Here is a 21,902-nt window from a genome sequence, read left to right as displayed (position 1 = left end):
GGCCTGCTATGCCGTCCGGCCCCGCTCCCATGCGTAGTCGAAGCTCCGCATGTAGTGCCGGAAGGTCCGCGCTCCGGGGAGGTACCGGAAGTGCATCACCGGGTTCTGGCCGGCGGGAGCTCCGAGGACGTGCGGGTTCACGAGAACGTCCTCGTCGAACCGGTAGATCGAGTTGTAGAGGATCGTGTCGTGCAGCCGGACTTCGACCCCGGGCGTCGACATGGCGGGCTCGAGGTAGCGCCGGGTGATCCGGGCACGTGCGGCCAGGTCGTTGCCGATGCCCTCCTCTTCGCCACGCTGACGGACCGCTTCGGAGTCGGGATCGCCGAGCAGGATGCGGACCTGGGCGCCGGCCTTCGCCTTCTCGGCCAACTGGTCGGGCAGGTCCGGATTGCTGTCGAAGAGGAACAGTCCGGCGTACACGAGGATGTCGACCTGGTCCGTCGCCTTCTCGATCAGGGATGACCAGAGCGGGGCGGGCACCGCACCACGGTGCGGGTAGTACGTGATCAGCTCGGACGTGCTGGCCTTCTCCGCCTGCTTCTCCACGGACGGCCAGATGTAGACCTCGTCGACTCCGAGGAGGCTCGCCGCCTTCCAGCGGTGCCCGCGGTGAGGAGTGCGGCCGGTGGTGATCCACCGCTCGACGCTCTTGGGATCCACTCCGACGTGCTCGGCAACGGACTGGATCGTCTCGCCCTTCGCTGAAATCGCCGCACGCAGACGCTCGTTCGCCATGACGTGCCCTTCACTGGGACCGCTAGGGACGTTTTGACGGTAGCTCAGACGTCCCTAAACGTCCATACGGACGGTGATGCGTCCACCCTCCCTCACGGTCTCCTGATCTCACCGACGGGATGTCGGTCAACACCTCGCCCCAACAGGAGATAAGACGATGCGTCAGATTCCCGTGGACACCGCGAACGCCACCGTGATGGTCGCCAAGGCACCGCAGCCCAAGGTGAAGGACCGCCGTACCGGTGAGATAGCCCTCGACAAGGACGGTGCCACCCTGATGGTCGTGGAGGTCATGTTCTCCACGCCCGACGAGGTGGAGATCCTCAAGCTCACCGTTCCGCAGTCCGGCGTCTCCGAGGACCTGGCCATGGGCACCCCGGTGGTCCTGACCGGCCTGGTCGCCTCGCCGTGGGAGAACGAGTTCAACGGTCAGAAGCGGCACGGGATCGCCTTCCGCGCGGTCGCGGTCACCTCGCTGGCCGCTGCGGGTTCGGCCTCGAAGGCGGCCTGAGCCATGACGTGGCTGATCGTCGCCCTGGTGCTGGTCGTCGCCGCTGCGGGTCTCCTGCGGTGGCGGCGTCCCGCCTGGTACTGGCTGACCTTCGGGGTCACCCTCGCCGCGCTGCGGGTCCTGGTCCGCTACGGCTCGGTCATGGATGCCTGCGGCCTCACCGTCCCTGCCCCGCGTTGGCGTCTGGCGCTGGCCCGGATGACCAACCGGCCCGTTCCCGGCCCGCGGGCCCCGCGCATCCTGCGGGTGCGGGTGACGCGTACCGGCCTGGTGCTGCGGCTGAAGCTCCGGCCCGGTCAGGACGCCTTCGACGTGGCCGCCTCGTGCGACCGGCTGCGGCACTCGTTCGCCATGTACGGGGTCACCTCCCGTGAACTGCGCTCGGGCGTCGTCGAGGTGCGCATGACCGGCTATGACGTGCTCAAGCGGGTGCAGATGCCTGCCCTGGTCGACACCCGGCCGATGCGGGTCCCGGTCGCCCTGCGCGAGGACGGTGCCGTGCACTACCGCGACTACCGGGCCGTGCCGCACGCGCTCACCCTCGGTGCCACGGAGTCCGGCAAGTCGGTTTATCAGCGCAACCTCGTCGCCGCGCTCGCGCCGCAGCGGGTCGCCCTGGTGGGCATCGACTGCAAGCAAGGGGTGGAGCTGTTCCCGCTGGCGCGCCGGTTCTCCGCGCTCGCCGACAACCCTGACACCGCCGCCGAACTCCTCGACGCCCTCGTGTCCCACATGCAGGACGTCTACCAGCTCATCCGGGCCGAACAGCGGATCACCGCCGACGTGCCGAATGCGGAGATCGCCGCCGACATCTGGGACCTGCCCGAAGACCTGAGGCCGGTGCCGATCGTGGTCCTGGTCGACGAGGTCGCCGAACTCGCCCTCTTCGCCACCAAGGATGAGGAAAAGCGCCGGGACCGGATCATCACCGCCCTGGCTCGGCTCGCCCAGCTCGGCCGCGCGGCCGGCATCTACCTGGAGATCTGTGGGCAGCGCTTCGGCTCCGAACTCGGCAAGGGCATCACCATGCTCCGCGCCCAGCTCACCGGTCGCACCGCCCACCGCGTCAACGACGAATCCTCGGCGAACATGGCCCTCGGCGACATCGCCCCGGACGCCGTCTTGGCCGCGATCCAGATTCCCACCGACACCCCCGGCGTCGCCATCACCGGCGACTCGACCGGCGGTTGGGCCCGCATCCGCGCCCCGCACACGTCACTGCGGCAGGCCGTGAACACCTGCAACCGGCACGCCGACCTGACCCCGGACCTGCCCGCCCTCGCGCCGTTCCGGCCCGCGCTCGGCGTCCTCGCCCCGGTCCCGGCCCCGACCGTCGAGTCCGCCCCGGCCGCCGCCTGACCTTCCCGGAGGTTCATCATGCCCCGCTCGTCGCTGCGCGTGGATGCCGTCCTGGTGCAAGCCGTCATCGCCGGTGCCCTGTCCTTCGCCCACCTGCACGACCTCGCTGCCGCTGCCGGACAGGACGGTTGGAAAGCCTGGGCCTACCCGGTCTCGGTGGACCTGCTGCTGGTCGCCGCCTGGCGTCGGCTGCGCACGGACGGGCCGTCCCGGCTGGCCTGGTGCTGGTTCCTCATCGCCCTGGTCGCCTCCCTCGGCGCGAACGTCGCCACCGCCGGACTCCTCGACCTCGGCGACGTCCCGGCCTGGCTGCGCATCCTGGTTGCCGCCTGGCCTGCGCTGGCCTTCATGGGTGGCACCCTCCTCGCCCACTCACCCGCGGGTCACGCCCCAGACCCGGGTCCCGCGCCCGAGGTGGAGACCGAACCGGTCGCCGCTGAGCCGGACCCGGAACCGGTGCCGGTGGCGGCCGTCGACGACACCCCCGTCCTTCCGGCCGCAGATCCGGTCCCGGCAGCGCCGGCTGTTCCGGTCCCGGCCGCGCTGGTGAACCACGCCCGCAAGGTCGCCGCCGACCACGAGCACCGGACCGGTGCCCGGATCGACACCGACACCCTGCGCGCCCGCCTCGGCGTCCCGCCGCACCTGGCCGACGCCATCGCCGCCCAGCTCACCTGACCCGAAGGGAGACACCTCGTGCTCGGTGACCCGGCCGACCTGACCGCTGCCGACCACCTCGACGCCGCCCGCGAGATGGCCGCCACCAACCGGCCCTTCCTCGCCTACCTGCTCGCCGAGGAGGCCGCCCGCCTCACCACTGACCCGGCTACCGCCGCCGATATCCGCGCCGCCTTCCCCGACCCGAATCTGACCCGCAAGGAGACCGACTGACATGCCCGCCCGCGACTTCTTCCACTCCGTGATGCGGATCGGCCCGGTGCAGATCGGCACCCATCGCGACCGCAACGGCACCACCAAGCACGCCGCCGTGTGCAGCTCGGACGGCTGCGGCTGGTCCGCCGACTACACCAGCCAGTCCGCCGCCCAGCTCGCCGCCCGAACCCACCGCTGCAAGGTCCGCTAGGAGGCCGCTCGTGGACGTCCCGCTCTGGTTCGCCCTGCTGTGCGTCGGAGTCCTCGGCGTCAAGCTCATCCGCCCGCCGCTCTGGCTGGTCCTGGTGCTGTTGCTGGGCGGCTACCTCCTCGCCGACAGCCTCCTGGCCCCGGTCATCGACACCGCCGTCAAGTAAGGAGATCCGCTCATGTTCCGGCCCAAGCTCCCGACCATGCCCCAGCCCACCGGTACCGTCGCCCCGCCCGCGGTCGTCGTCGAGCCGACCACCATCACCCCCGGCACCCCGACCACGCCGCTGGTATCCGCCGCCCGGACCTCGGCCCCGGTTCCGTCCCGGCCCACGGTCCAGCTCACCCCGGGTACCGCGCTCGCCCTGGTCGGCGGCGGCACCGCCGTCGTCCTGGTCGTCGGCGCCGTCCTGGTCTCCATGCTCCTCGCGGTCGCCGTCACCGCCGCCTCGGTCGCCGTCTGCGCCCTCGTCCTGCGCTCTCTACTCGCCTCCGACGCCAAACGTCGCTGACCGGTCCCGAAGGCGACGCACAAGCCGCCAGCACGCCGCCGCCTCCGGGACCCGTACTCCGCCAACCGCCATCGTCAAAGGGGAACGTCATGGATCTGCAGATAGCCGCCGTCCTGGTGCCGTTACTGGGCTGGGCCGTACACGGGAGCGTCCTCGCTCACCGGCTCGCCTCCGCTCGCCGCGATCCGCTGACCGGTCTGCACACCCGCGCCGGATGGACCGCCCGCGCCGAACACTGCGTCCGCCGGCACCCGGCCGCCACCGTGGTCCTGGTCGACCTCGACTACTTCAAGACCCTGAATGACACCCACGGCCACGCCGCCGGGGATGCCGCCCTCGTCGCCACTGCCGACCGGCTCCGGGCCTGGTGCGGACGTCATGGCACCGCCGGACGCCTGGGCGGGGACGAGTTCGTCGCCGTCGTCCAGGACCTGGCTGTCGTCGACCTCGACGCACTCACCGCCGCACTGCACCGGCCGCTGGACTACAACGGTGCGTCGCTGCCGCTGGCCGCCTCGGTCGGGGTCTGCCGTCTCGCCGAGCTGCCGGTGCCGCTGCTGACCGATGCGCTCGCCGCCGCCGATGCGGCCATGTACGCGGCCAAGGGCCGTGGCCGCCGGGGCTCGCGCCTCTCTCACTGACCGGCCACCGGGTGGCGCACAAGCCGCCAAGCACGCCGCCACCCGGGGCCGTTCCTTCCAACCGCAATCGAAAGGAACCACCATCATGGCCCAGCACACCCCACCCGCGCCGCGTATCTGCCCGGGATGCGACGGCTTCGCCTCCGTCGCCGTCACCCTCGGCAGCCGAGACGCCCGCGGCCACCTGCGCACCATCACCGCTCACTGCCCGGCCTGCCAGGGCACCGGCACCGTTCCCGCCCGCCGCGTCCGGGAGGGTGCTGGTGCCTGAGACGCTGCTCGACCCGGCCACCCTCGGCGACCTGCTGAGGGTGGCTTCGGCTTCCGACTTCGACCGCTGGGAAGAGCAGATCCGCCGCACCGGCGGCTGCGCCGACCCCATCCACCTGACCGGCTGGACCCTGACCAAGGACAAGACCACCGGCCAGACCCTGCACCACTACTCCACCGAGGATGAGCCGGGCGGACGGCTCCGCGTCGCCTGCGGCAACCGCCGCGTCTCGCGCTGCCCGTCCTGCGCCTGGACCTACGCGGGCGACACCTACCACCTGATCCGCGCGGGCCTCGCCGGTGACGACCGCCGCGACATCCCCGCCACCGTCCGCGACCATCCCCGCGTCTTCGCCACCCTCACCGCCCCCTCATTCGGCCCGGTCCACAACCGGCCCGACCATGGCGTCTGCCGCTGCGGCACCCGTCACGCCCCGGACGCCCCGGAACTGGGCACCGCCCTCGACCCGGACACGTACGACTACGCGGGCGCGGTGCTGTTCAACAACCACGCCGGGCAGCTCTGGCAGCGCTTCACCAACCGGCTCCGCCGGGAGATCGCCGCTCGCGCCGGCCTCACCCAACGGGAGCTGAAAGAGCGGGCCCGGTTGTCGTACGGCAAGGTCGCTGAGTTCCAGAAGCGCGGTGCCCTGCACTTCCACGCCGTGATCCGCCTCGACGGACCCGACGGGCCGAACACCCCGCCGCCGTCCTGGGCCACCGTGCAGCTGCTCGCCGACGCGATCCGCGCCGCTGCCGCGCACTCCTACACCTCGGTCTCCGTCCCGGCCGCCGAGGGCCAACCGGCCCGGACCTTCCGCTGGGGCACCCAGCTCGACGTCCGGCCGGTCAAGGCGTTCGGGGACGGCTCGGAGATCACCGAACAGGCCGTCGCCTCCTACGTTGCCAAGTACGCCACCAAGGCGGCCGAGAACACCGGCACCCTCGACCGCCGCATCGGGGAGCTCGCCGAGCTCGACCGGCACGGCGTGCCCGACCACACCCGCCGCCTGATCACCGCATGCCGCGACCTCGACTCGCTCTATCCGGACCGGCGGCTGTGGGCCTGGGCGCACATGCTCGGCTTCCGCGGCCACTTCTCCTCCAAGTCCCGCCGCTACTCCACCACCCTCGGCGCACTGCGCCAGGCACGCGCCGACTACCGCGCCGCCCAGGAACACGCCGCCCTCAGCCTCGAGGACGCCGAGCCGGACACCGTCCTGGTCCTGGCCGACTGGCAGTACGCCGGCCACGGCCACACCCCCGGCGAGTCCGTCCTCGCCGCCACCATCGCCCGCAGCCTCCAGCTCAACCGCGAAACCGCCCGCGAAGAACTCGCCCTGCTGCCAGACGAGAAGGAATGGTGACCATGCCGACCCGACTGCCTGACCGCTACCTCACGCCCGAGGACCTGGTCCGGCTCTTCGAGCTGCCCAGTGTCGAGACCGTCTACCAGTGGCGGAGGAAGCGCATAGGTCCCCGCGGCTTCCGGGTGGGCCGGCACCTCCGGTACGACCCCGCAGAGGTGCAGGCATGGGTCAGGTCCCGCACGGAAAGGGCCGCCGCCTGATGGCCGGACACGTTCAGGACCGCTGGTACAAGACCGTCCCCGGGCCGGACGGCAAGACCGTCAGGGTCAAGACCGACCGTCATGGCGTCGGTCACCGCTACCGCGCCCGGTACATCGCGCCGGACGGCTCCGAGAAGTCCAAGAGCTTCCCGGACAAGCAGAAGCGCAAGGCCGAAGCCTGGCTGTCCAACATCGAGGCGGACATGTCCCAGGGCCGGTACATCGACCCGGCCGCGGGCTCGGTGACCTTCGCGCAGTACGCCAAGGAGTGGATGGCGGCGCTCACCATCGACCCGGTGACCCGTGAGAGCGTCGAGATCCGCCTGCGGGTCCACGCCCTTCCGTACCTCGGGGACCGGCCCATGGCGTCCTTCCGGCCCTCGCACCTGCGCGCGTGGATGCGCCAGCTGGAGGCGACCGGGCGCGCGGCGTCCTACCGGCGCTCGATCTTCGCCAACGTGTCGGCCGTGTTCACGGCGGCCGTGGAGGACCGGATCATCGCCGACAACCCCTGCCGCGCTCGCTCCGTCCGGGCGCCCTCCCTCGACGGCCGGAAGGTCAAGCCCTGGTCCGTCGAGCGCGTCATGGCCATGCACGAAGCCATGCCGGACGCCTACCGGGAGATGGTCTCCCTGGGGGCGGGCTGCGGCCTCCGGCAAGGCGAGATCTTCGGCTTGGCGCTCGAAGACGTCGACTTCCTCGGCGGCACGGTCCACGTCGTCCGGCAGGTCAAGCTCCTGCGAGGCACACAGGCGGTCTTCGGTCCGCCCAAGGGTGGCAAGGAACGGCACGTGCCCTTGCCCGAGACGGTCGCCTTCGCACTGGCCGATCACATCACGAGGCACGAGCCGGTAGAGGTCACGCTGCCCTGGAAGACCTTGGAGGGTCCGCCCGTGACGGCTTCGCTGCTGTTCGTCAACGTCCGGAACAAGGCTCTGGCCCTGCACCGGAATCGCTTCAACCACTACGTGTGGCGACCGGCTCTCGCCTCCGCCGGCGTCCCCCTCGGACGTGAGAACGGTATGCACGCCCTCCGTCACTTCTACGCATCCGTGCTTCTGGACGCGGGGGAGAGCATCAAGGCCCTGAGCGAGTACCTGGGTCACCACGATCCGAGCTTCACCCTGCGCACGTACACGCACCTGATGCCGAACAGTGAGGCGCGCACCCGGGCCGCCGTGGACCGCGTCTTCCGGGCCCCGGGCAGCACCGAGGACGGCCCCGAGACGGCCCCCGGGGCAGGCTGACCCACTGACCTGCATCATGATCAGAACAGCCACAACTGACTCGTTCACGCGATCCGTTCGCTCACGTATGGGTTACTCCCCGTGACTTCGAGGTCGTTTTGGCGGATGAACGGGTGGACACAGAGTCCGATCAGACGCCGGGACGACTGACATACAGGAAAAGGGGACGGGCGATGACGAACGAGCGGCTGTTGAGTGCACTGCGTTGTGTGACCGGGGTGGTCGGGGTCGCGGCCGTGGTGGTCCTGTGCGGGACACTGGCCGATTCCGCGTACGCGGACGAGACCAACACCGGCTCCCACAACGGGCCCCGGGTCGGACTGCTCAACGTCAACGTCGGGCAGGTCGACGACCCGGCGGAGGACGTGCTGGAGCACACCCTGCTGTTCGGGGACGGATACGCCTGGAACTGAGGGTTCCTCCTCGGCGGGCGTCCGCCATGACGGGCCGGGGCCGCACCGCGCCGTCGCGCGCGGTGCGGCCCCGGCCCGTCCGCTCTGTGGTTTTCCTGTGGGGGTGGCATAGCGGGAGGGGTCCGCGCGCGTCCACAGGGGGGCAGGGGGCGGACACCGGGTCCGCCCCCGGGGGCAGAGAAGGTGACGATGGATGCCGAAGCCGAGGAGAGTTTCCGGGAGTTCGTGGCGAACCGGTCGTCCGCACTGCTGAGGACCGCGGTCCTGCTGAGCGGCGGCGACCGGCACGCGGGCGAGGACCTGCTCCAGAACGCGCTGGTCAAGGCGGCGGGCCGCTGGCACCGGATCGACGAACCCGAGGCCTACGTCCGGCAGGTCCTCTACCGGCAGCAGATCAGCCGCTGGCGTCTGAAGTGGCGCGCACGCGAACTGAGCGTGGCCGAGCCCCCGGACGTCGGTGCCGACGGGGAGGCCTCGGCCGCCGCCGAACTGCGCCTGCTGATGCGCGGCGCACTGGCCCGGCTCACCGCGCGGCAGCGCACCGTGCTGGTGCTCCGCTACTTCGAGGACCTGCCCGAGGCCGAAGTGGCCCGCGTCCTGGGCTGCTCGGTCGGCACCGTGCGGTCCACCACCCACCGCTCCCTGGCCCGGCTGCGAGCCCTCGCACCCGAACTGAGCGCCCTCGGCCCGGCCGGAGGCGAGCGGCGGCCCTCCGGTGACTACCCGCCCGTGGAGGTGCGGTCGTGAACGTCGACGAACTCGTGCGAGACGCGTTGCGCGAACAGGCGGCGCGACTGACGGCGCCCGGACCGGGGTTCGCCGACCGCGTGCTGACGGTGCGCCGGCGCCGGCGCACACGCAGGCTGGCCTGTGCCGCCGCCGCCGCGACGGCGGTGGTCGCGGTCGCCGTCGGCGTGCCGCTGCCGGACGCGGGGAAGGAGGACGTCCGTCCCGCCGCCGTCCTGGACGGGAACGGCGTCCTCGCGCACCCGGACCAGTCGCCGCCGCGCGACCTGATCGCGGCCGGCCGGTCGGTGCTGGCCGCCTACTACACGGCGGAGCCCGTGGCGCGGTCGGACGACCGGGCCGTGCTCACCCGCACCTACCGGCTGCTCGACCCGGAGACCGGGAGGTACGAGAGGGACGACCGGTGGTCGTTCGTCGCCGTCGCGCCCGGTGCGCGCACCGCGGCCGTGCTGGAACGGGAGCTGCCCGCGCGGCGGATCGGCGTCCTCGACCTGGCGACGGGGCGCGTCGACCGGTGGATCCCCGCCGACCGCGGCGTCGGCGGCCTCGCCTTCTCACGCGACGGCGGCAGGCTCGTCGCCACGACCTACGGCGAGCACCCCGACCTGATGGAGCGGGTGGAGGGCTCCTCGGGCGACGTGGCGTGGGTGCCGCGGTTCGGCGGCACGTCGTCCCGGAGCGGCTTCTACGTCCTGGACGTGGCCGACGGCCGGGGAACCTGGAGCCCGGTCGCGGAGCGCCCGGACATCAACGGCCGGCAGGACTTCGCGTTCTCCCGGGACGGCCGGCTCGTGTACTCCCAGGTCATCGGGGGACGGGACGGGCTGCAGCAGTTCCACGACCTCGCCGGGAACGAGGTCGCCGCGCCCGCGGACGAACGGCACCTGCGGTCCGACGTCAGCGCGCGGCTGTCCCCCGACGGCAGGCTGGCCGCGCTCGGTCTGACGGCCGAGGCCAGGGACAGGTCCTGGTCCGGGATCCGCGATCCGCGCACGGGCGAGGAGGTCACCCGGGTGCGCGGGGCGGACCTGCTCGCCTGGGCGGACGACCGGCGGCTCATCGCCTGGGAGCGGGCTCCCGGGCCGGGGGAGTACCGGCCGCGGCTGGTCCTGGTCACCATCGGCAGCGAGAAGGTCGTACCGCTGAGCGGGGTGCGCGAGCCGGACGAGGTCTTCGAGACGGCGGAGTGGCAGCCGGTGTTCGCCGAACGCCGGGCTTAGGGGGTGTCGTTTGGATCTTGCCGGGGTCGCGGGGCCCGGCACGCGCATCTGCGGCGGCGACGGGTCACCGCCGGTGCCCTGCGGCCCGGTCCGAACGACGGACCCTAGGCGCGCCGCCCGGACGGGCCGGGTCCGCCGGGTCCGGTCAGGTGGTCGTACGCCGCCCTGAGGCCGTCGGCCGTCTCCCGGCCGGCGGGCCTCAGCGGCGGGCGGACCGGGCCCGCGGGGAGGCCCAGCGCGGCGAGCAGGGCCTTGGCCGTGACCGTGCCGGGGAGGCCGCCGGACATCATCGCCTCGATGAGGGCGGTCGCCCGCTGCTGGAGGCGGGCCGCCCGGGCGGTGTCCCCCGCGTCGAAGGCGTCCAGAACCGCGCGGAGGTGGCCGGGGACGACGTTCGCGACCGTGCTGACGTAGCCGGCGCCGCCGACCGCGTACAGGGCCAGGTTGTGCTCGTCGCATCCCGCGTAGAACGCGAGGTCCGTGCGGGCGAGCACCTTCTGGGCGGCCAGGAAGTCGTACGAGCAGTCCTTGACCGCCACGACCCGGGGGTGCCCGGCGAGACGGAGCAGGGTGGCGGGCTCGATGCGGACGCCCGTGCGGGCCGGGATGTCGTACAGGACGAGGGGGAGTCCCGTGGTGTCCGCGATCTCGCGGAAGTGCGCCTCGATCGCGTCCTGCGGGGGCCGGCTGTAGTACGGGGCGACCACCAGGAGGCCGTCGGCGCCGGCCTTCTCGGCCTCGCGGGCCAGTTCGGCGGTGTGGCGGGTGTCGGAGGTGCCGACGCCCGCGACGATCGAGGCGCGGGTGCCCACCGCCTGGCGCACCGCCGTGATCAGGGACGACTTCTCCGCGTCCGTGGTGGTCGGGGACTCCCCCGTGGTGCCGGAGAGGACCAGGCCGTCGCAGCCGTGGGCCACCAGGCGGTCGGCCAGCCGCTGGGCGCCGTCGAGGTCGAGAGCGCCGGCCGGGGTGAACGGAGTGATCATCGCGCACAGGGCGCGGCCGAAGGGACGTGCCGCGGGGGAGGTCGTGGGAGAGGCCATGGGAGCAGTCTCGGCGGCGTCATCGTGAAGTTCTACTTACGGTTTCTTCAGGGTACGGATAAGGGATGCTGACCAATGGCGGGTGGACGCCTCCGTGCCCCGCCCGGGAGCGGTAGTGAGGGGCGGGCAGGGGTACCCGGGTCTCCCCGACCGAGAGGAGGCGGTACACCGTGACCGGGACCATCGACCAACGGCCGGTTCGCGACGAGCATCACAGCGTGGGTGAACTCGTCGGACAGGCCACCGAACAGCTCTCGCGGCTCGTACGGCAGGAACTGGCCCTCGCCAAGGAGGAGCTGTCCGAGAAGGGCCGCCGTGCGGGGCGCGGCGGCGGGATGCTGGGCGCGGCGGGCGCGTTCGCCTACGCGGGGCTGCTCGCGCTGGCGGGGACGGCTGTCGCCGCTCTCTCGCTGGTGCTGCCCGTGTGGGCGGCGGCGCTGATCGTCACGGCGCTGCTGTTCGCCATCGCGGCCGTGCTGGGCGTCGCCGGTCGCAGTCAATTGCGCAGGGCCACGCCGCCCAAGCCCGAACGGGCGATGGGCAGTGTGCGGGCCGACGTGGAGGAGATCAAGGGAAGGGCGCACCGATGACGCAGGAAGTGACGCGCGCGGGTTCCCACGTGGGCGCGAGCGCGGAGGGTGCGGCCGCTCCGCAGGGAGCGAAGGGGCCGGACGAGCTGCGCAGGCAGATCGAGCGGACACGGCACGAACTCGGCGACACCGTCGAGCAGTTGGCGGGCAAGATGGACGTCAAGGGGCGGGCCCGGGCCCGGGCGGAGGACCTCCGGGACAAGGCCGGGGCGATGACCGTGCAGCTGCGCAGCAGCGCCGCCCACGCCGGCCGGACCGGACTGCGCTACCGGCGGCCGGTGCTGATCACCGGGGCGACCGTGATGGTGGTCGCCGCGGGCGTGATGGTGCGGCGGCACGGAGGGCACCGGTGGTGAGCGGGACCGGACGGGCGGGCGCACGCGTCTGACGCCCCCGGCGCGGCTCTCGGTTCGGTGGGGGTGCGCGCGGCGCCCACGGCGCGCGGTGGGCCGGCGTGCGCGGTCACCCGGCGTGCGCGGTGGGTGCCGGCGCGGGGCGTTCGCACCCGCTCCGGCGCGGAAACCGGTCGGCCCCCGCCCCGTCCCTCCCGTCCCCTTCCCGCCGTTGCGGCTTGACCTGAAGTCCGGTTGAGGTCGGAAGGTGGGGTCATCGCGTTCGCCGAGCAACTGGAGGCCGTCATGACCCGTCGTACGGACCGGTACCCCGACCCCGCCGACCCCCGGATCGGGGTGTCCCTGTTCAGCACCTGGCGGGTGGGGACGCCCGAGCGGCAGAAGGAGGCCGTGGAGGCGATCGGGCGGGCCTGGGAGCGGCGGGCCTGGCCCGCTTCCGGTCTGCTCGGCTACCACGTCTACGCCGGGGAGGACGGGGAGACGCTGCTGCACTACTCGCAGTGGGCGAGCGAGCAGGCGTTCGAGGCGTTCGTGAAGACCCACCGGCAGGAGCGGGTGGACGAGATCGACACCGCCGTGCCGGGGATCGAGCGGGTGGGGCTGCACCGGTACCGGCACCACCGCAGCGGCGCGCGGCAGGACGGCGCGGTTCCCGGGTGCGTCGTGATCGTCGACGTCGAGTTCGAGGGGCCCGACCACGGGCGGACGCGGGACTGGGCCGACGCCGTCCTCGACGCCCTGGAGAGCGAGCCGGACCCGCATCCCGGAGGGATCTCCGCCCACTTCCACCTGGGGGTCGACGGGACCCGGGTGCTCAACTACGCCGAGTGGGAGAGCGCCCGGGCGCACGCCGACGCGCTGGCCGGGCCCGGGAACGGGGTGGGTTCGGCGACCGCCCGGTGGCAGCGGGTGCAGGAGTGGCCCGGGCTGAGGAGCAGCACCGTGCGGCGGTACGAGCACGCCCTCGGGCTGGTGCCCGGGTAGGGCCGGCCGGTCCCCGGCCGGTCCTGCCCGGGCGGGCGCCTACGGGCGGAAGCGCAGGACCTGCGGGTCGTGGTCGCTGATCTGGTCGTGGAACTCGGCGTTGATGTGCACGCTGTCGTAGCTGAACGTGCAGTCGCGGCGGATCGACGGGCTGATCAGGATCTGGTCCAGGGCCTGGCTGTTGCCCTGGTAGACGTAGGAGTAACGCTCGCTCTCCGGCAGGGACTTGACGGCCGACCAGAGGGTGCCGTCGCCCTCCATGATCTCGGTCGTCGTGGAGAACTCGAAGTCGTTGATGTCGCCGAGGACGACGACGTCCGCGTTCTTCTGCGTCTTGAGGATCTTCGCGGTGAAGTCGTGGACCGCCTTCGCCTGGAGGTGGCGCTGGGTCTCCGAGCTGCGGGACGGCGGCTGGTACTGCGCGGTCAGGCCCTGGTCGCCGCCCTTGGAGGCGAAGTGGTTGGCGATCACGATGACCGGGCGGCCGCGGAAGACGAACTCGCCGGCCAGCGGCTTGCGGCTGTTCTCGAAGGCCTCGGACGCCGGGTCGACACGGCCGGGGGAGGCCGTCAGGGCCGCCCTGCCGCGGACCTTGACGACGTCGGTGGGCGTGGTGGCGTCGCCGCCCGCGCGGTCGGTGAAGGAGACCCGCTCGGGGTTGAACAGGAACACCTGGCGGATGTTGCCGCCGGGCTCGCCGCCGTCGGCCTTGTCGACCGGGTCGACCGAGCGCCAGTCGTACCGCGGGCCGCCCGCCGCCTCGATGGCGTCGATCAGCTCGGCCATCGTCGCGTCGGCGGCGACCGTGCCGTCGTCGGTGGCGCCGTTGTTGTCCTGGATCTCCTCCAGGGACACGATGTCGGGCGAGCTCAGGTTGTGCACGATCGCGGCGGCGTGCGCGGCGAAGGTGTCGTCGGAGGGGTCGAGGTTCTCGACGTTGTAGGTCGCGACCGCCAGTTCGCCGGCGTGCTGCTTGCGGGTCGTCTCGCGCCGCAGGCCGTTGTCCTGGAGGGTGCCGAGCTCGTTCGCCACCAGGGTGTAGCCGCCGTACTGGTTGAAGTCCAGGGGGCCCGTGGTGGTGCCGGCGAGGACGTCGCCGACGTTCGCGTCGGGGAAGTCCGCGGCGCGGCCCAGCGACTGGATCTGCAGACGGCCGGTGTTCTGGGCGTCGTAGGAGCCGTAGACCGTGCCGCCGCGCTGGTTGCGGTGCTCCTGGGGCTTCACCGTGATCCACAGCTCGGCGTACGGGTCGGTGGCGCCCACCACGCGGGTGTCGGAGACCTGGACGTTCATCCCCTCGAGGGACTCGTAGTGGTCCAGGGCGTAGGCGGAGGGGCGCAGCGGCAGGGCGTTGATCGAGCCGTTCGCGGCGGGGTCGCCGGCCGGGGCGTAGGCGGCGGGGACGGACTGCGCGTCGACGGTGGTGGCGGCCGGGACCGGGTTGCCGCTGGAGACGACCGTGAAGGTGGGGCGGGTGATCTCCGTCAGGGACTGGTTGCCCGAGGAGGTGCCGCCCGGGACGTACTCCGTGACCGTGCCGGAGACGGTGACGGCGTCGCCCACGGCCACGCCCTTCGGGGTCGAGCTCGTGAAGACGAACACGCCCTCGCTGGTGGCGGGGTCGGCGTCCGGGTTCGGGTCCTGGATCCAAAAGCCCCGGGACGAGCCGTAGGTGCGGATGCCGGTGACGATTCCGGCCACGTCGGTGACCTGCTTGCCGGCGTACGGGGACGTGCGGGTGGTGCCCTGGATGTCATGGACGCGCACGCCGTCGGCGTGCGCGGGCGAGGTGACCAGGACGGTGGACGCCGCGGAGCACACGGCGGCGACGGTGAGCGCGGCGAGACGCGCGGACGACTTGCTCGGCAACGGATTCCCTCCGGGAACGTGTGGAGCGCCGGGACGAGGGTGGAGCGTGGATGGTGGGGGCCGCGACCGGTGGGGCGGTGCGACGCGCGTAGAGAGCCGGCGGGGGGCCGGCCGGCCCCGAAAGGTCCGGTGAACACCTGTCCGCCGACTTCTACGCGCGTCAATCTCCAGCCTGACCAGGTCACTTGTCAAGGTTTCGGCCATGTACGGGTGCTGAAGGGCAGATGAAGCGGGCGGCATGGGTGGAAATCCGTCTAGGCTGAGCGGTTGAGTCGTTAGAGGCGCCCTAGGAGAACCGGCCGATGTCAGACAGCTCCCCCCTGCCGCCGGCGCGGCTGCACCCCGAAGCGGAGCTGGCGCGTGACGCGCTGTCCACCCCGCTGCTGTCCCGGGCGGCCCGGCTCGCCCGCTGGGCCGGGCCCCGGACCAGGGTCGACGCCGGTGGCGGGCTGGTCGGCGAGCAGCTGTCCGAGGCCGCCGACGTGCTGGGGCTGACCGGCGAGGGCGCCGCGGCCGACGCCGGTGCGGCCTGGCGCGTCGCCCTGGACGCCGGGCTCGTCGAAGTGGTCGACGAGGAGGCGGGGACGGTCGCGGCTGGCGCGGACCTGGCACTGCTCACCGGGGGGTCGCCGCGGGACGTGCTCGAGGTGTGGCTCGCCGCCCTGGAGGCGGTGCTCGCCGACGCGGGCGGACCCGCCGTCGCCGCGCGAGGCGGGTCCGCAGAGCGCGGCCCCGGCTCCCCGGACCGGGATCCCGCGGCCGAGGCGGAGTTCCTCGACGGCGTGCTCGGCAACCTGTACCTGCTGACCGCCGGTGAGGAGGGGCCCGCCGGGGCCCCGGTGCCGCTGCCCGCGCTGGCCGCGTCCGTGCTCGTCCCCGGCGACATGGCCGAACCGACCAACGACGTCCTCGAGCAGGTGTCGGACGCCATGGTGCGGCTGGACGGCCGGTTCCGCGCGCTGGAGCCGGCGGGGCTCGTGGAGTACCGGCCGGTGGACGAGGCGCTGCTGGGCGACGCCGACGACGAGGCGGCCGCGCCGGTGGACGACACCGACGTCTCCCGCTACGGCATGGTGCGGCTGACCCCCCTCGGGCTGTACGGACTGCGCGCCCGGCTGCTGGAGGCCGGGTTCGACGCCCCGGCGGTCGGGGACCTCGCGGACAAGGGCGCCGACGCGCTGCTCGACGGCACCGCCGCCTTCCCGCCGGCGGCGGCCCACGCGGAGACCGAGCACTGGCTGGCCCGGCGCGAACCCCTCGCCGCCGCCCGGGAGTTGCTGGCGGCGGCGCGCGGGACGGACGAGGGCGCGCCGCTGCGGCGGCTGCGCTGCCAGCAGGCGCTGTCGCTGGTCGGCGTCTCGGCCGAGCCCGCCCTGCGGGAGGTGCTCGACGACGCCGAACTCGGCGGACTGGCACGGGTGTGGCTGACCGAGCACGGCGCGTCCGACGTGCCGCCCCCGTCCGAGGCCATGATCTTCTGGCTGACCGTCGACACGGTGGCCGCCCAGCTCGCGGCCGAGGGCAACTCCGAGGAACTGCGCGCCCTGGTGGAAGGACTGGCGCGCCAGCACAGCGGCTTCTTCGCCACCGCCTGGCGGGTGGACCACCCGGCCACGGCGGACGTGCTGGAGGCGATGGGCCGGCTGCACCCGGACAAGAGGATCGCCAAGGAGGCCCGGAAGGCGGCGTTCAAGGCCCGGTCCCAGCACGGGGGCTGAGGACGCGGCCGGTGCGCGGCGCCCGCGCACCGGCGGGGCGACGGGTGACCGCGGTGCCTGCGGGACGACGGGAACCGCGCACCGGCGGGGTGGCGGGAGGCCGTGGCGCCGGCCGCCCCGTGGACCCGGTGGCGGCCTCCCGCGATTCACGCAAGCGAGACGCGGCATGCCCCGTGGAGTTCAACCGGCGTTCAGGCACGGGCGGGAGCGTGACTGCGCACGAGGTCCGCCCCCCTCCACGGCACACCCCCGTCACAGGAGACACCATGTCGCTCACCCGCAGGGACTTCGCCAGAACCTCCGCGATCGCCGGTGCCGGTGTCGCGCTGGTGGGCAGCGTCGCCGCCCTCTCCTCCGCGCCCAACGCCCTCGCGACCGCCGACACCGAGAGCGCGGACGGGCGGTCCGAGGACGCGGCCGACCGGCACGGCGGAGTCGGCTACGGCCCCCTCGTGGCGGACCCGGACGGCATCCTCGCCCTGCCCGCCGGATTCACCTACCGCGTCCTCACCCACACCGGCAGGACCCGGCTGGAGTCGGGCGAGTTCACGCCCGCCGAGCACGACGGCACGGCCGCCTTCCCCGGCCCGCGCGGCAGCACCCTCCTGGTCAACAACCACGAGATGGACGGCCCGCGCGACGAGGCCGAGTTCCCGGTGCCGCTCGTCGAGGGCCTCGTCTACGACCCGGCCGCGCCCGGTGGCTGCACGGTCGTCGAGGTGCGCCCCGACGGCGGTGTCGCCGAGTGGGTCGGCATCGCCGGCACCGCCAACAACTGCGCGGGCGGCAGCACCCCCTGGGGCACCTGGCTCACCTGCGAGGAGAACGCCGACCGCGCCGGCGAGAACGGCATGACCAAGGACCACGGCTACGTCTTCGAGGTCGACCCCGCCGACCGGCGCGCCAACCGCGACCCCAAGCCCCTGAAGTTCTTCGGCCGTTACGAGCACGAGGCCGTCGTCATCGACGTCAAGCGCGGCCACGCCTACCTCACCGAGGACGCCGACGAGCCCAACGGCCTGTTCTACCGCTGGACCCCGCCGGAGGGCTTCCGCCACGGCCCCGGTGCCCTGCGCAGGCTCGCCGACGACGCGGGCGTCCTCCAGGCGCCCAAGTGCTACGACTCCGGCGGCCGGTTCGTCGACGACCTCTCCCGCGCCACGAAGACCGGCACGGTGTACGGCGTCGACTGGGTGGACGTGCCCGACCGCGACGCCCGCGAGGTCCCGGTCCGCGAGCAGTTCGGCGCCGGCGAGGTCACCCGCGCCCGCAAACTGGAAGGCATGTGGTGGGGCGACGGCGGCGCGTACATCGTCTCCTCGTACGCCCGTGAGGAGAGCCCCGTCCAGCACGACGGCCAGGTCTGGTTCTACGACCCCAGGCGCCGCACCCTCACCCTGAAGGTCCTGCTCGGCGTCAACCGGAACCCGGCCGAGGACGGCGCCCTGGACGGCCCCGACAACATCACCGTCTCGCCGTACGGCGGCCTGATCATCGCCGAGGACGGCGAGGGCGTCCAGCACCTGTTCGGCGCCACCGACAGCGGACGCACGTACCCCATCGCCCGCAACGAGGTGAACATCGGCACCGAGGAGGAGCCGGAGTTCAGCGAATTCACCGGCGTCACCTTCTCGCCCGACGGGAAGACCCTGTACGCCAACATCCAGGAACCGGGCATCATGCTCGCCATCACGGGGCCCTGGAAGCGGCAGAGGCGCCACTGACGTCCCGGCCGTCCGGCCGTGGCCCGCACCTCCGGTGCGGGCCACGGTCTTGTTCCGGCTCTCACTGACATCTAACATTTCAGTCATGGAGGCCATGCGACCCGTGCGGCGCACCCTGCTCAGGGACCGCGCCCACCAAGCCATCCGGGACGCCATCGTGGCCGGGGAGATCGAACCCGGGGCGGTGGTGCGGGACGCCGAGCTCGCCGAGCGGCTGGGGCTGTCCCGGGCGCCGGTGCGCGAGGCGTTCTCGCGGCTGGTCGACGAGGGGCTGCTGGAGAGCAAGCCGCAGAGCCACACCCGGGTCACCCCGCTCGTCGCCGCCGACGTGCGGGACGCCGCCGCCGTCGTCGGGGCCATGCACGAGCTGGTCACCCGGGTCGCCGTGCCGCGGCTGCGGGAAGCGGACGTGGACGCCCTGCGCGCCGCCAACGAGCGGTTCGCCGCCGCCGTCCGTACCGGTGACGTGGACGGCGCCCTGCGCGCCGACGACGAACTGCACGACGTGCTCGTGAGGGTGAGCGGCAACCGGGCCGCCGCCGCGACCGTCGCCCGCTACACCCCGCTCATCCGCCGGCTGGAGCGGCGGCGCTTCGGCGAGGGCGGAAGCTGCCGCTCCGCCGGACTGCACGAGCGGCTGATCGCGGCCTGCGCGGCCGGTGACCCGGACGAGGCGGTCCGGGTCACGGCGGAGATCTGGCGGGGCCTGGAGGAGCTCGCCGACACACCCTGACAGGGGAGGACCCCTCATGTCCCTTTCGTCCTACGAGCGCTACCCGCTGCTCTTCGGGCCCTCGCCCGTGCATCCGCTCGAGCGGCTGACCGCGCACCTCGGCGGCGCCTCGCTGTGGGCCAAGCGCGAGGACTGCAACTCCGGCGTGGCCTACGGCGGGAACAAGACCCGCAAGCTGGAGTACCTGGTCGCCGACGCGCTCGCGAAGGGCTGCGACACGCTCGTCTCCATCGGCGGCGTGCAGTCCAACCACACCCGCCAGGTCGCCGCCGTCGCCGCCCGCGCCGGGCTCAGGTGCGTCCTGGTCCAGGAGAGCTGGGTGGACTGGCCGGACGCCGTCTACGACAAGGTCGGCAACATCCTGATCAGCCGGCTCGCCGGGGCCGACGTACGGCTGGTGCGGGCCGGGTTCGGGATCGGCTTCAAGGAGAGCTGGGAGCAGGCGCTGCGCGAGGTCGAGGAGGGGGGCGGCAAGCCCTACGCCGTCCCGGCCGGCGCCTCCGACCACCCGCTCGGCGGGCTCGGGTTCGCGGGCTGGGCGTACGAGGTGGCCGAGCAGGAGCGGGAGCTGGGCGTCTTCTTCGACACCGTGATCGTGTGCTCGGTGACCGGGTCCACGCAGGCGGGCATGGTCGCCGGGTTCCGCGCGCTGGAGGAGGCGGGCGGGCGGCCCCGGCGGGTGATCGGCGTCGACGCGTCGGCGGAGCCCGCCCGGACCCGGGAGCAGATCGCGCGGATCGCGCACCGCACCGGTCGGCTCATCGGCGTCGCGGCCGAACTGACCGAGGACGACGTCGAGCTGGACGAGCGGTACCACGCGGGGACCTACGGCGTTCCCGACGGGGCGACGCTGGAGGCGATGCGGCTCGCGGCACGCACCGAGGGGATGGTCACCGACCCCGTCTACGAGGGGAAGTCGATGGCCGGACTGGTCGACCTGGTGTCCCGGGGCGAGATCGGCCGTGACGCGACCGTGCTGTACGCCCACCTGGGCGGGCAGCCGGCGCTGAACGCGTACAGCGCACTGTTCTAGGCGTTCCGGGCGGTCACGCCCGGGCGGGCGCGTCGCGACCCCGTGTGCCCCCTGCCGGGGGCACACGGCGCTTCCCGCCGGTCGTCACAGCGCCTGGGCGGCCGGCTTCACCATGCCCCGCACCGTGCGGGACTTCACGAAGTCGCCCATCGCGGTCATCTCCCACTCGCCGGAGAACTGGCGGATCAGCTTCGCCATCATCACGCCCGTCTGCGGCTCGGCGCCCGTGAGGTCGAAGCGGACCAGTTCCTCGCCGGTGGTGGCGTCCAGCAGGCGGCAGTACGCCTTGGCGACCTCGGTGAACTTCTGGCCGGAGAAGGAGTTGACGGTGAAGACCAGACCGGTGACCTCCTGGGGGAGACGGCCGAGGTCGACGGTGATCACCTCGTCGTCCCCGCCGCCCTCGCCCGTGAGGTTGTCGCCGGAGTGGCGGATCGCGCCGTTCACGATCTGGAGCTTGCCGAAGTAGCAGCTGTCGATGTGGTTGCGCTGCGGGCCGTAGGCGATGACCGAGGCGTCGAGGTCGATGTCCTTGCCGCGGTACGCCGGCTCCCAGCCGAGACCCATCTTGACCTGGGAGAGCAGCGGGCGCCCGCCCTTCATCAGGGAGACGGTCTGGTTCTTCTGGAGGCTGACCCGGCCCTTGTCGAGGTTGATCTTCCCGGTGCCGGGGGCGGCGGGCGGGGCCGGGGGCGCCGCGGGCGCCGGGGGTGCCTGCGGGGCGGACACCGGCGGGACCGGCGGGGCGGCGGCCGGCTGCCGGGGCGCGGCGGCCGGCTGGGCGGGAGCGGCCGGTTCCTCGACCGTGACGCCGAAGTCGGTGGCGATGCCGGCCAGACCGTCGGCGTATCCCTGACCGACCGCACGGGCCTTCCAGGCGCCGTTGCGCAGGTAGATCTCGACCACGACCAGGGCGGTCTCGGTGTCCAGCCGCGGGGGCGTGAAGGTGGCCAGGACGGAGTTGTCGTCCGCGTTGCGCAGGGTGGCCGTCGGTTCGATGCCCTGGAAGGTCTGGCCGGCGGCGTCGGGGCTCGCGGTGATGACGATCTTCTCGATGCCCGGCGGTACGGCCGTGGTGTCGACCGTGATGGCGTCGGGGGCGGTGCCGCCGCCGGAGCGGTAGGTCACGCCGGGGCCGGCCGGCTGGTTGTAGAAGATGAAGTCGTCGTCGGAGCGCACCTTGCCGTCGGCGGTGAGCAACAGGCCCGACACGTCGAGCCGCACGGGCGCGGCGACGTCCACCGTCACACGGGCGGTGGGGAGGGGGATGTTCGAGCCGGGGGTCATAGCGGTCATGCCGGGTGAACGAGCGGGACGGTTTTGCCGTTCCCTTACCTGTGACCCGATCGGGACAGCCGTGCCGGCGGCGGTCGCGGGCGGCGCGGCCCGAGGGCTTCCGCCCCGCAGGCCCTTCTCGTCCTGCCCTTTCCCGTCCCGTTTCTTCCGTCTCCCCGTCCCGTCCTAGGGGACCTCGCCCCGGCCCCCTGCCGGGCCCCTGCCGGTCCCCGGCCTCGTCCGCGGGCGCCGGAAGGGGCCGGTCCCGT

The 21,902-nt window shown here is 73.0% G+C and carries 26 protein-coding genes; 22 read left to right on the top strand and 4 right to left on the bottom strand.

Annotated features, from left to right (window positions below; all coding sequences use genetic code 11):
- Nucleotides 1-6: 6 nt before the first annotated feature.
- On the bottom strand, nt 7-738 hold the full coding sequence (locus GL259_RS10760) for an XRE family transcriptional regulator (RefSeq protein ID WP_159531506.1): 732 nt from the start codon (nt 736-738) through the stop codon (nt 7-9).
- A 157-nt stretch (nt 739-895) separates the two neighbouring features.
- On the opposite strand from GL259_RS10760, the gene GL259_RS10755 reads away from it, so the two are divergent.
- The 15 genes from GL259_RS10755 (at nt 896) to GL259_RS10685 (ending at nt 10,311) form a co-directional block, all read left to right on the top strand.
- Nucleotides 896-1,249 (top strand): hypothetical protein, encoded by a 354-nt coding sequence (locus GL259_RS10755; protein ID WP_159531504.1) that lies wholly within the window; start codon nt 896-898, stop codon nt 1,247-1,249.
- A gap of 3 nt (nt 1,250-1,252) precedes the next feature.
- Nucleotides 1,253-2,608, top strand: coding sequence for an FtsK/SpoIIIE domain-containing protein (locus GL259_RS10750; protein ID WP_159531502.1), 1,356 nt, complete (start codon nt 1,253-1,255; stop codon nt 2,606-2,608).
- An 18-nt stretch (nt 2,609-2,626) separates the two neighbouring features.
- On the top strand, nt 2,627-3,286 hold the full coding sequence (locus GL259_RS10745) for a DUF2637 domain-containing protein (RefSeq protein WP_159531500.1): 660 nt from the start codon (nt 2,627-2,629) through the stop codon (nt 3,284-3,286).
- 18 nt (nt 3,287-3,304) lie between these two features.
- On the top strand, nt 3,305-3,499 hold the full coding sequence (locus GL259_RS10740; protein ID WP_159531498.1) for a hypothetical protein: 195 nt from the start codon (nt 3,305-3,307) through the stop codon (nt 3,497-3,499).
- 1 nt (nt 3,500) lies between these two features.
- Nucleotides 3,501-3,692 (top strand): mobile element transfer protein, encoded by a 192-nt coding sequence (locus GL259_RS10735; protein WP_159531496.1) that lies wholly within the window; start codon nt 3,501-3,503, stop codon nt 3,690-3,692.
- A 10-nt stretch (nt 3,693-3,702) separates the two neighbouring features.
- Nucleotides 3,703-3,858 carry a hypothetical protein gene (locus GL259_RS10730; protein ID WP_004987943.1) on the top strand — a complete coding sequence of 52 codons (156 nt, stop codon included), beginning with the start codon at nt 3,703-3,705 and terminating at the stop codon, nt 3,856-3,858.
- Nucleotides 3,859-3,870: 12 nt separating this feature from the next.
- Nucleotides 3,871-4,203, top strand: a complete 333-nt coding sequence (locus GL259_RS10725) for a SpdD-like protein (RefSeq protein WP_159531494.1) — start codon at nt 3,871-3,873, stop codon at nt 4,201-4,203.
- Between the two features lie 89 nt (nt 4,204-4,292).
- Nucleotides 4,293-4,844 carry a GGDEF domain-containing protein gene (locus GL259_RS10720; protein WP_159531492.1) on the top strand — a complete coding sequence of 184 codons (552 nt, stop codon included), beginning with the start codon at nt 4,293-4,295 and terminating at the stop codon, nt 4,842-4,844.
- Between the two features lie 85 nt (nt 4,845-4,929).
- Nucleotides 4,930-5,115 carry a hypothetical protein gene (locus GL259_RS10715; RefSeq protein WP_159531490.1) on the top strand — a complete coding sequence of 62 codons (186 nt, stop codon included), beginning with the start codon at nt 4,930-4,932 and terminating at the stop codon, nt 5,113-5,115.
- Nucleotides 5,108-6,481: a replication initiator protein RepSA gene (gene repSA, locus GL259_RS10710; protein WP_159531488.1), complete on the top strand. Its 1,374-nt coding sequence runs from the start codon at nt 5,108-5,110 to the stop codon at nt 6,479-6,481. Before GL259_RS10715 ends, repSA begins: the two co-directional genes overlap by 8 nt.
- The gene (locus GL259_RS10705) at nt 6,475-6,684 is read left to right on the top strand and encodes a helix-turn-helix domain-containing protein (RefSeq protein ID WP_159531486.1); all 210 of its coding nucleotides are present in this window, start codon (nt 6,475-6,477) and stop codon (nt 6,682-6,684) included. The genes repSA and GL259_RS10705 overlap by 7 nt, the downstream gene beginning before the upstream one ends.
- Complete coding sequence (locus GL259_RS10700) at nt 6,684-7,931, top strand: site-specific integrase (protein ID WP_159538541.1); 1,248 nt, start codon at nt 6,684-6,686, stop codon at nt 7,929-7,931. Before GL259_RS10705 ends, GL259_RS10700 begins: the two co-directional genes overlap by 1 nt.
- A gap of 173 nt (nt 7,932-8,104) precedes the next feature.
- Complete coding sequence (locus tag GL259_RS10695; RefSeq protein ID WP_159531485.1) at nt 8,105-8,344, top strand: hypothetical protein; 240 nt, start codon at nt 8,105-8,107, stop codon at nt 8,342-8,344.
- Nucleotides 8,345-8,533: 189 nt separating this feature from the next.
- Nucleotides 8,534-9,091, top strand: a complete 558-nt coding sequence (locus GL259_RS10690; RefSeq protein WP_159531484.1) for a SigE family RNA polymerase sigma factor — start codon at nt 8,534-8,536, stop codon at nt 9,089-9,091.
- The gene (locus GL259_RS10685) at nt 9,088-10,311 is read left to right on the top strand and encodes a WD40 repeat domain-containing protein (RefSeq protein ID WP_159531483.1); all 1,224 of its coding nucleotides are present in this window, start codon (nt 9,088-9,090) and stop codon (nt 10,309-10,311) included. The genes GL259_RS10690 and GL259_RS10685 overlap by 4 nt, the downstream gene beginning before the upstream one ends.
- Nucleotides 10,312-10,415: 104 nt before the next feature.
- Here the strand turns inward: GL259_RS10685 and dapA are convergent, their stop codons facing one another.
- Complete coding sequence (gene dapA, locus GL259_RS10680) at nt 10,416-11,354, bottom strand: 4-hydroxy-tetrahydrodipicolinate synthase (RefSeq protein WP_159531482.1); 939 nt, start codon at nt 11,352-11,354, stop codon at nt 10,416-10,418.
- 170 nt (nt 11,355-11,524) lie between these two features.
- On the opposite strand from dapA, the gene GL259_RS10675 reads away from it, so the two are divergent.
- The 3 genes from GL259_RS10675 (at nt 11,525) to GL259_RS10665 (ending at nt 13,281) form a co-directional block, all read left to right on the top strand.
- Nucleotides 11,525-11,944, top strand: coding sequence for a phage holin family protein (locus GL259_RS10675; RefSeq protein WP_159531481.1), 420 nt, complete (start codon nt 11,525-11,527; stop codon nt 11,942-11,944).
- Nucleotides 11,941-12,300, top strand: a complete 360-nt coding sequence (locus tag GL259_RS10670) for a DUF3618 domain-containing protein (protein ID WP_159531480.1) — start codon at nt 11,941-11,943, stop codon at nt 12,298-12,300. Before GL259_RS10675 ends, GL259_RS10670 begins: the two co-directional genes overlap by 4 nt.
- A 282-nt stretch (nt 12,301-12,582) precedes the next feature.
- Nucleotides 12,583-13,281, top strand: coding sequence for an antibiotic biosynthesis monooxygenase (locus GL259_RS10665; protein ID WP_159531479.1), 699 nt, complete (start codon nt 12,583-12,585; stop codon nt 13,279-13,281).
- 39 nt (nt 13,282-13,320) lie between these two features.
- Here GL259_RS10665 and GL259_RS10660 read toward each other — a convergent pair whose 3' ends face one another.
- Complete coding sequence (locus tag GL259_RS10660; protein ID WP_159531478.1) at nt 13,321-15,150, bottom strand: endonuclease/exonuclease/phosphatase family protein; 1,830 nt, start codon at nt 15,148-15,150, stop codon at nt 13,321-13,323.
- 302 nt (nt 15,151-15,452) lie between these two features.
- On the opposite strand from GL259_RS10660, the gene GL259_RS10655 reads away from it, so the two are divergent.
- The 4 genes from GL259_RS10655 (at nt 15,453) to GL259_RS10640 (ending at nt 20,358) form a co-directional block, all read left to right on the top strand.
- Nucleotides 15,453-16,868 (top strand): hypothetical protein, encoded by a 1,416-nt coding sequence (locus tag GL259_RS10655; protein ID WP_159531477.1) that lies wholly within the window; start codon nt 15,453-15,455, stop codon nt 16,866-16,868.
- 266 nt (nt 16,869-17,134) lie between these two features.
- The gene (locus GL259_RS10650) at nt 17,135-18,592 is read left to right on the top strand and encodes an alkaline phosphatase PhoX (protein ID WP_159531475.1); all 1,458 of its coding nucleotides are present in this window, start codon (nt 17,135-17,137) and stop codon (nt 18,590-18,592) included.
- A gap of 85 nt (nt 18,593-18,677) precedes the next feature.
- Nucleotides 18,678-19,325, top strand: coding sequence for a GntR family transcriptional regulator (locus GL259_RS10645; protein ID WP_159531473.1), 648 nt, complete (start codon nt 18,678-18,680; stop codon nt 19,323-19,325).
- A 16-nt stretch (nt 19,326-19,341) separates the two neighbouring features.
- Nucleotides 19,342-20,358 carry a 1-aminocyclopropane-1-carboxylate deaminase gene (locus GL259_RS10640; protein WP_159531471.1) on the top strand — a complete coding sequence of 339 codons (1,017 nt, stop codon included), beginning with the start codon at nt 19,342-19,344 and terminating at the stop codon, nt 20,356-20,358.
- An 84-nt stretch (nt 20,359-20,442) separates the two neighbouring features.
- Here the strand turns inward: GL259_RS10640 and GL259_RS10635 are convergent, their stop codons facing one another.
- A complete protein-coding gene (locus GL259_RS10635) occupies nt 20,443-21,645 on the bottom strand; it encodes a TerD family protein (RefSeq protein WP_159538539.1) in 1,203 nt (400 codons plus the stop codon).
- Between the last annotated feature and the right edge of the window lie 257 nt (nt 21,646-21,902).

Source organism: Streptomyces sp. Tu 3180 (assembly GCF_009852415.1).
Classification (GTDB): Bacteria; Actinomycetota; Actinomycetes; order Streptomycetales; family Streptomycetaceae; genus Streptomyces.
This window is presented reverse-complemented; position numbering and strand designations above follow the sequence as displayed.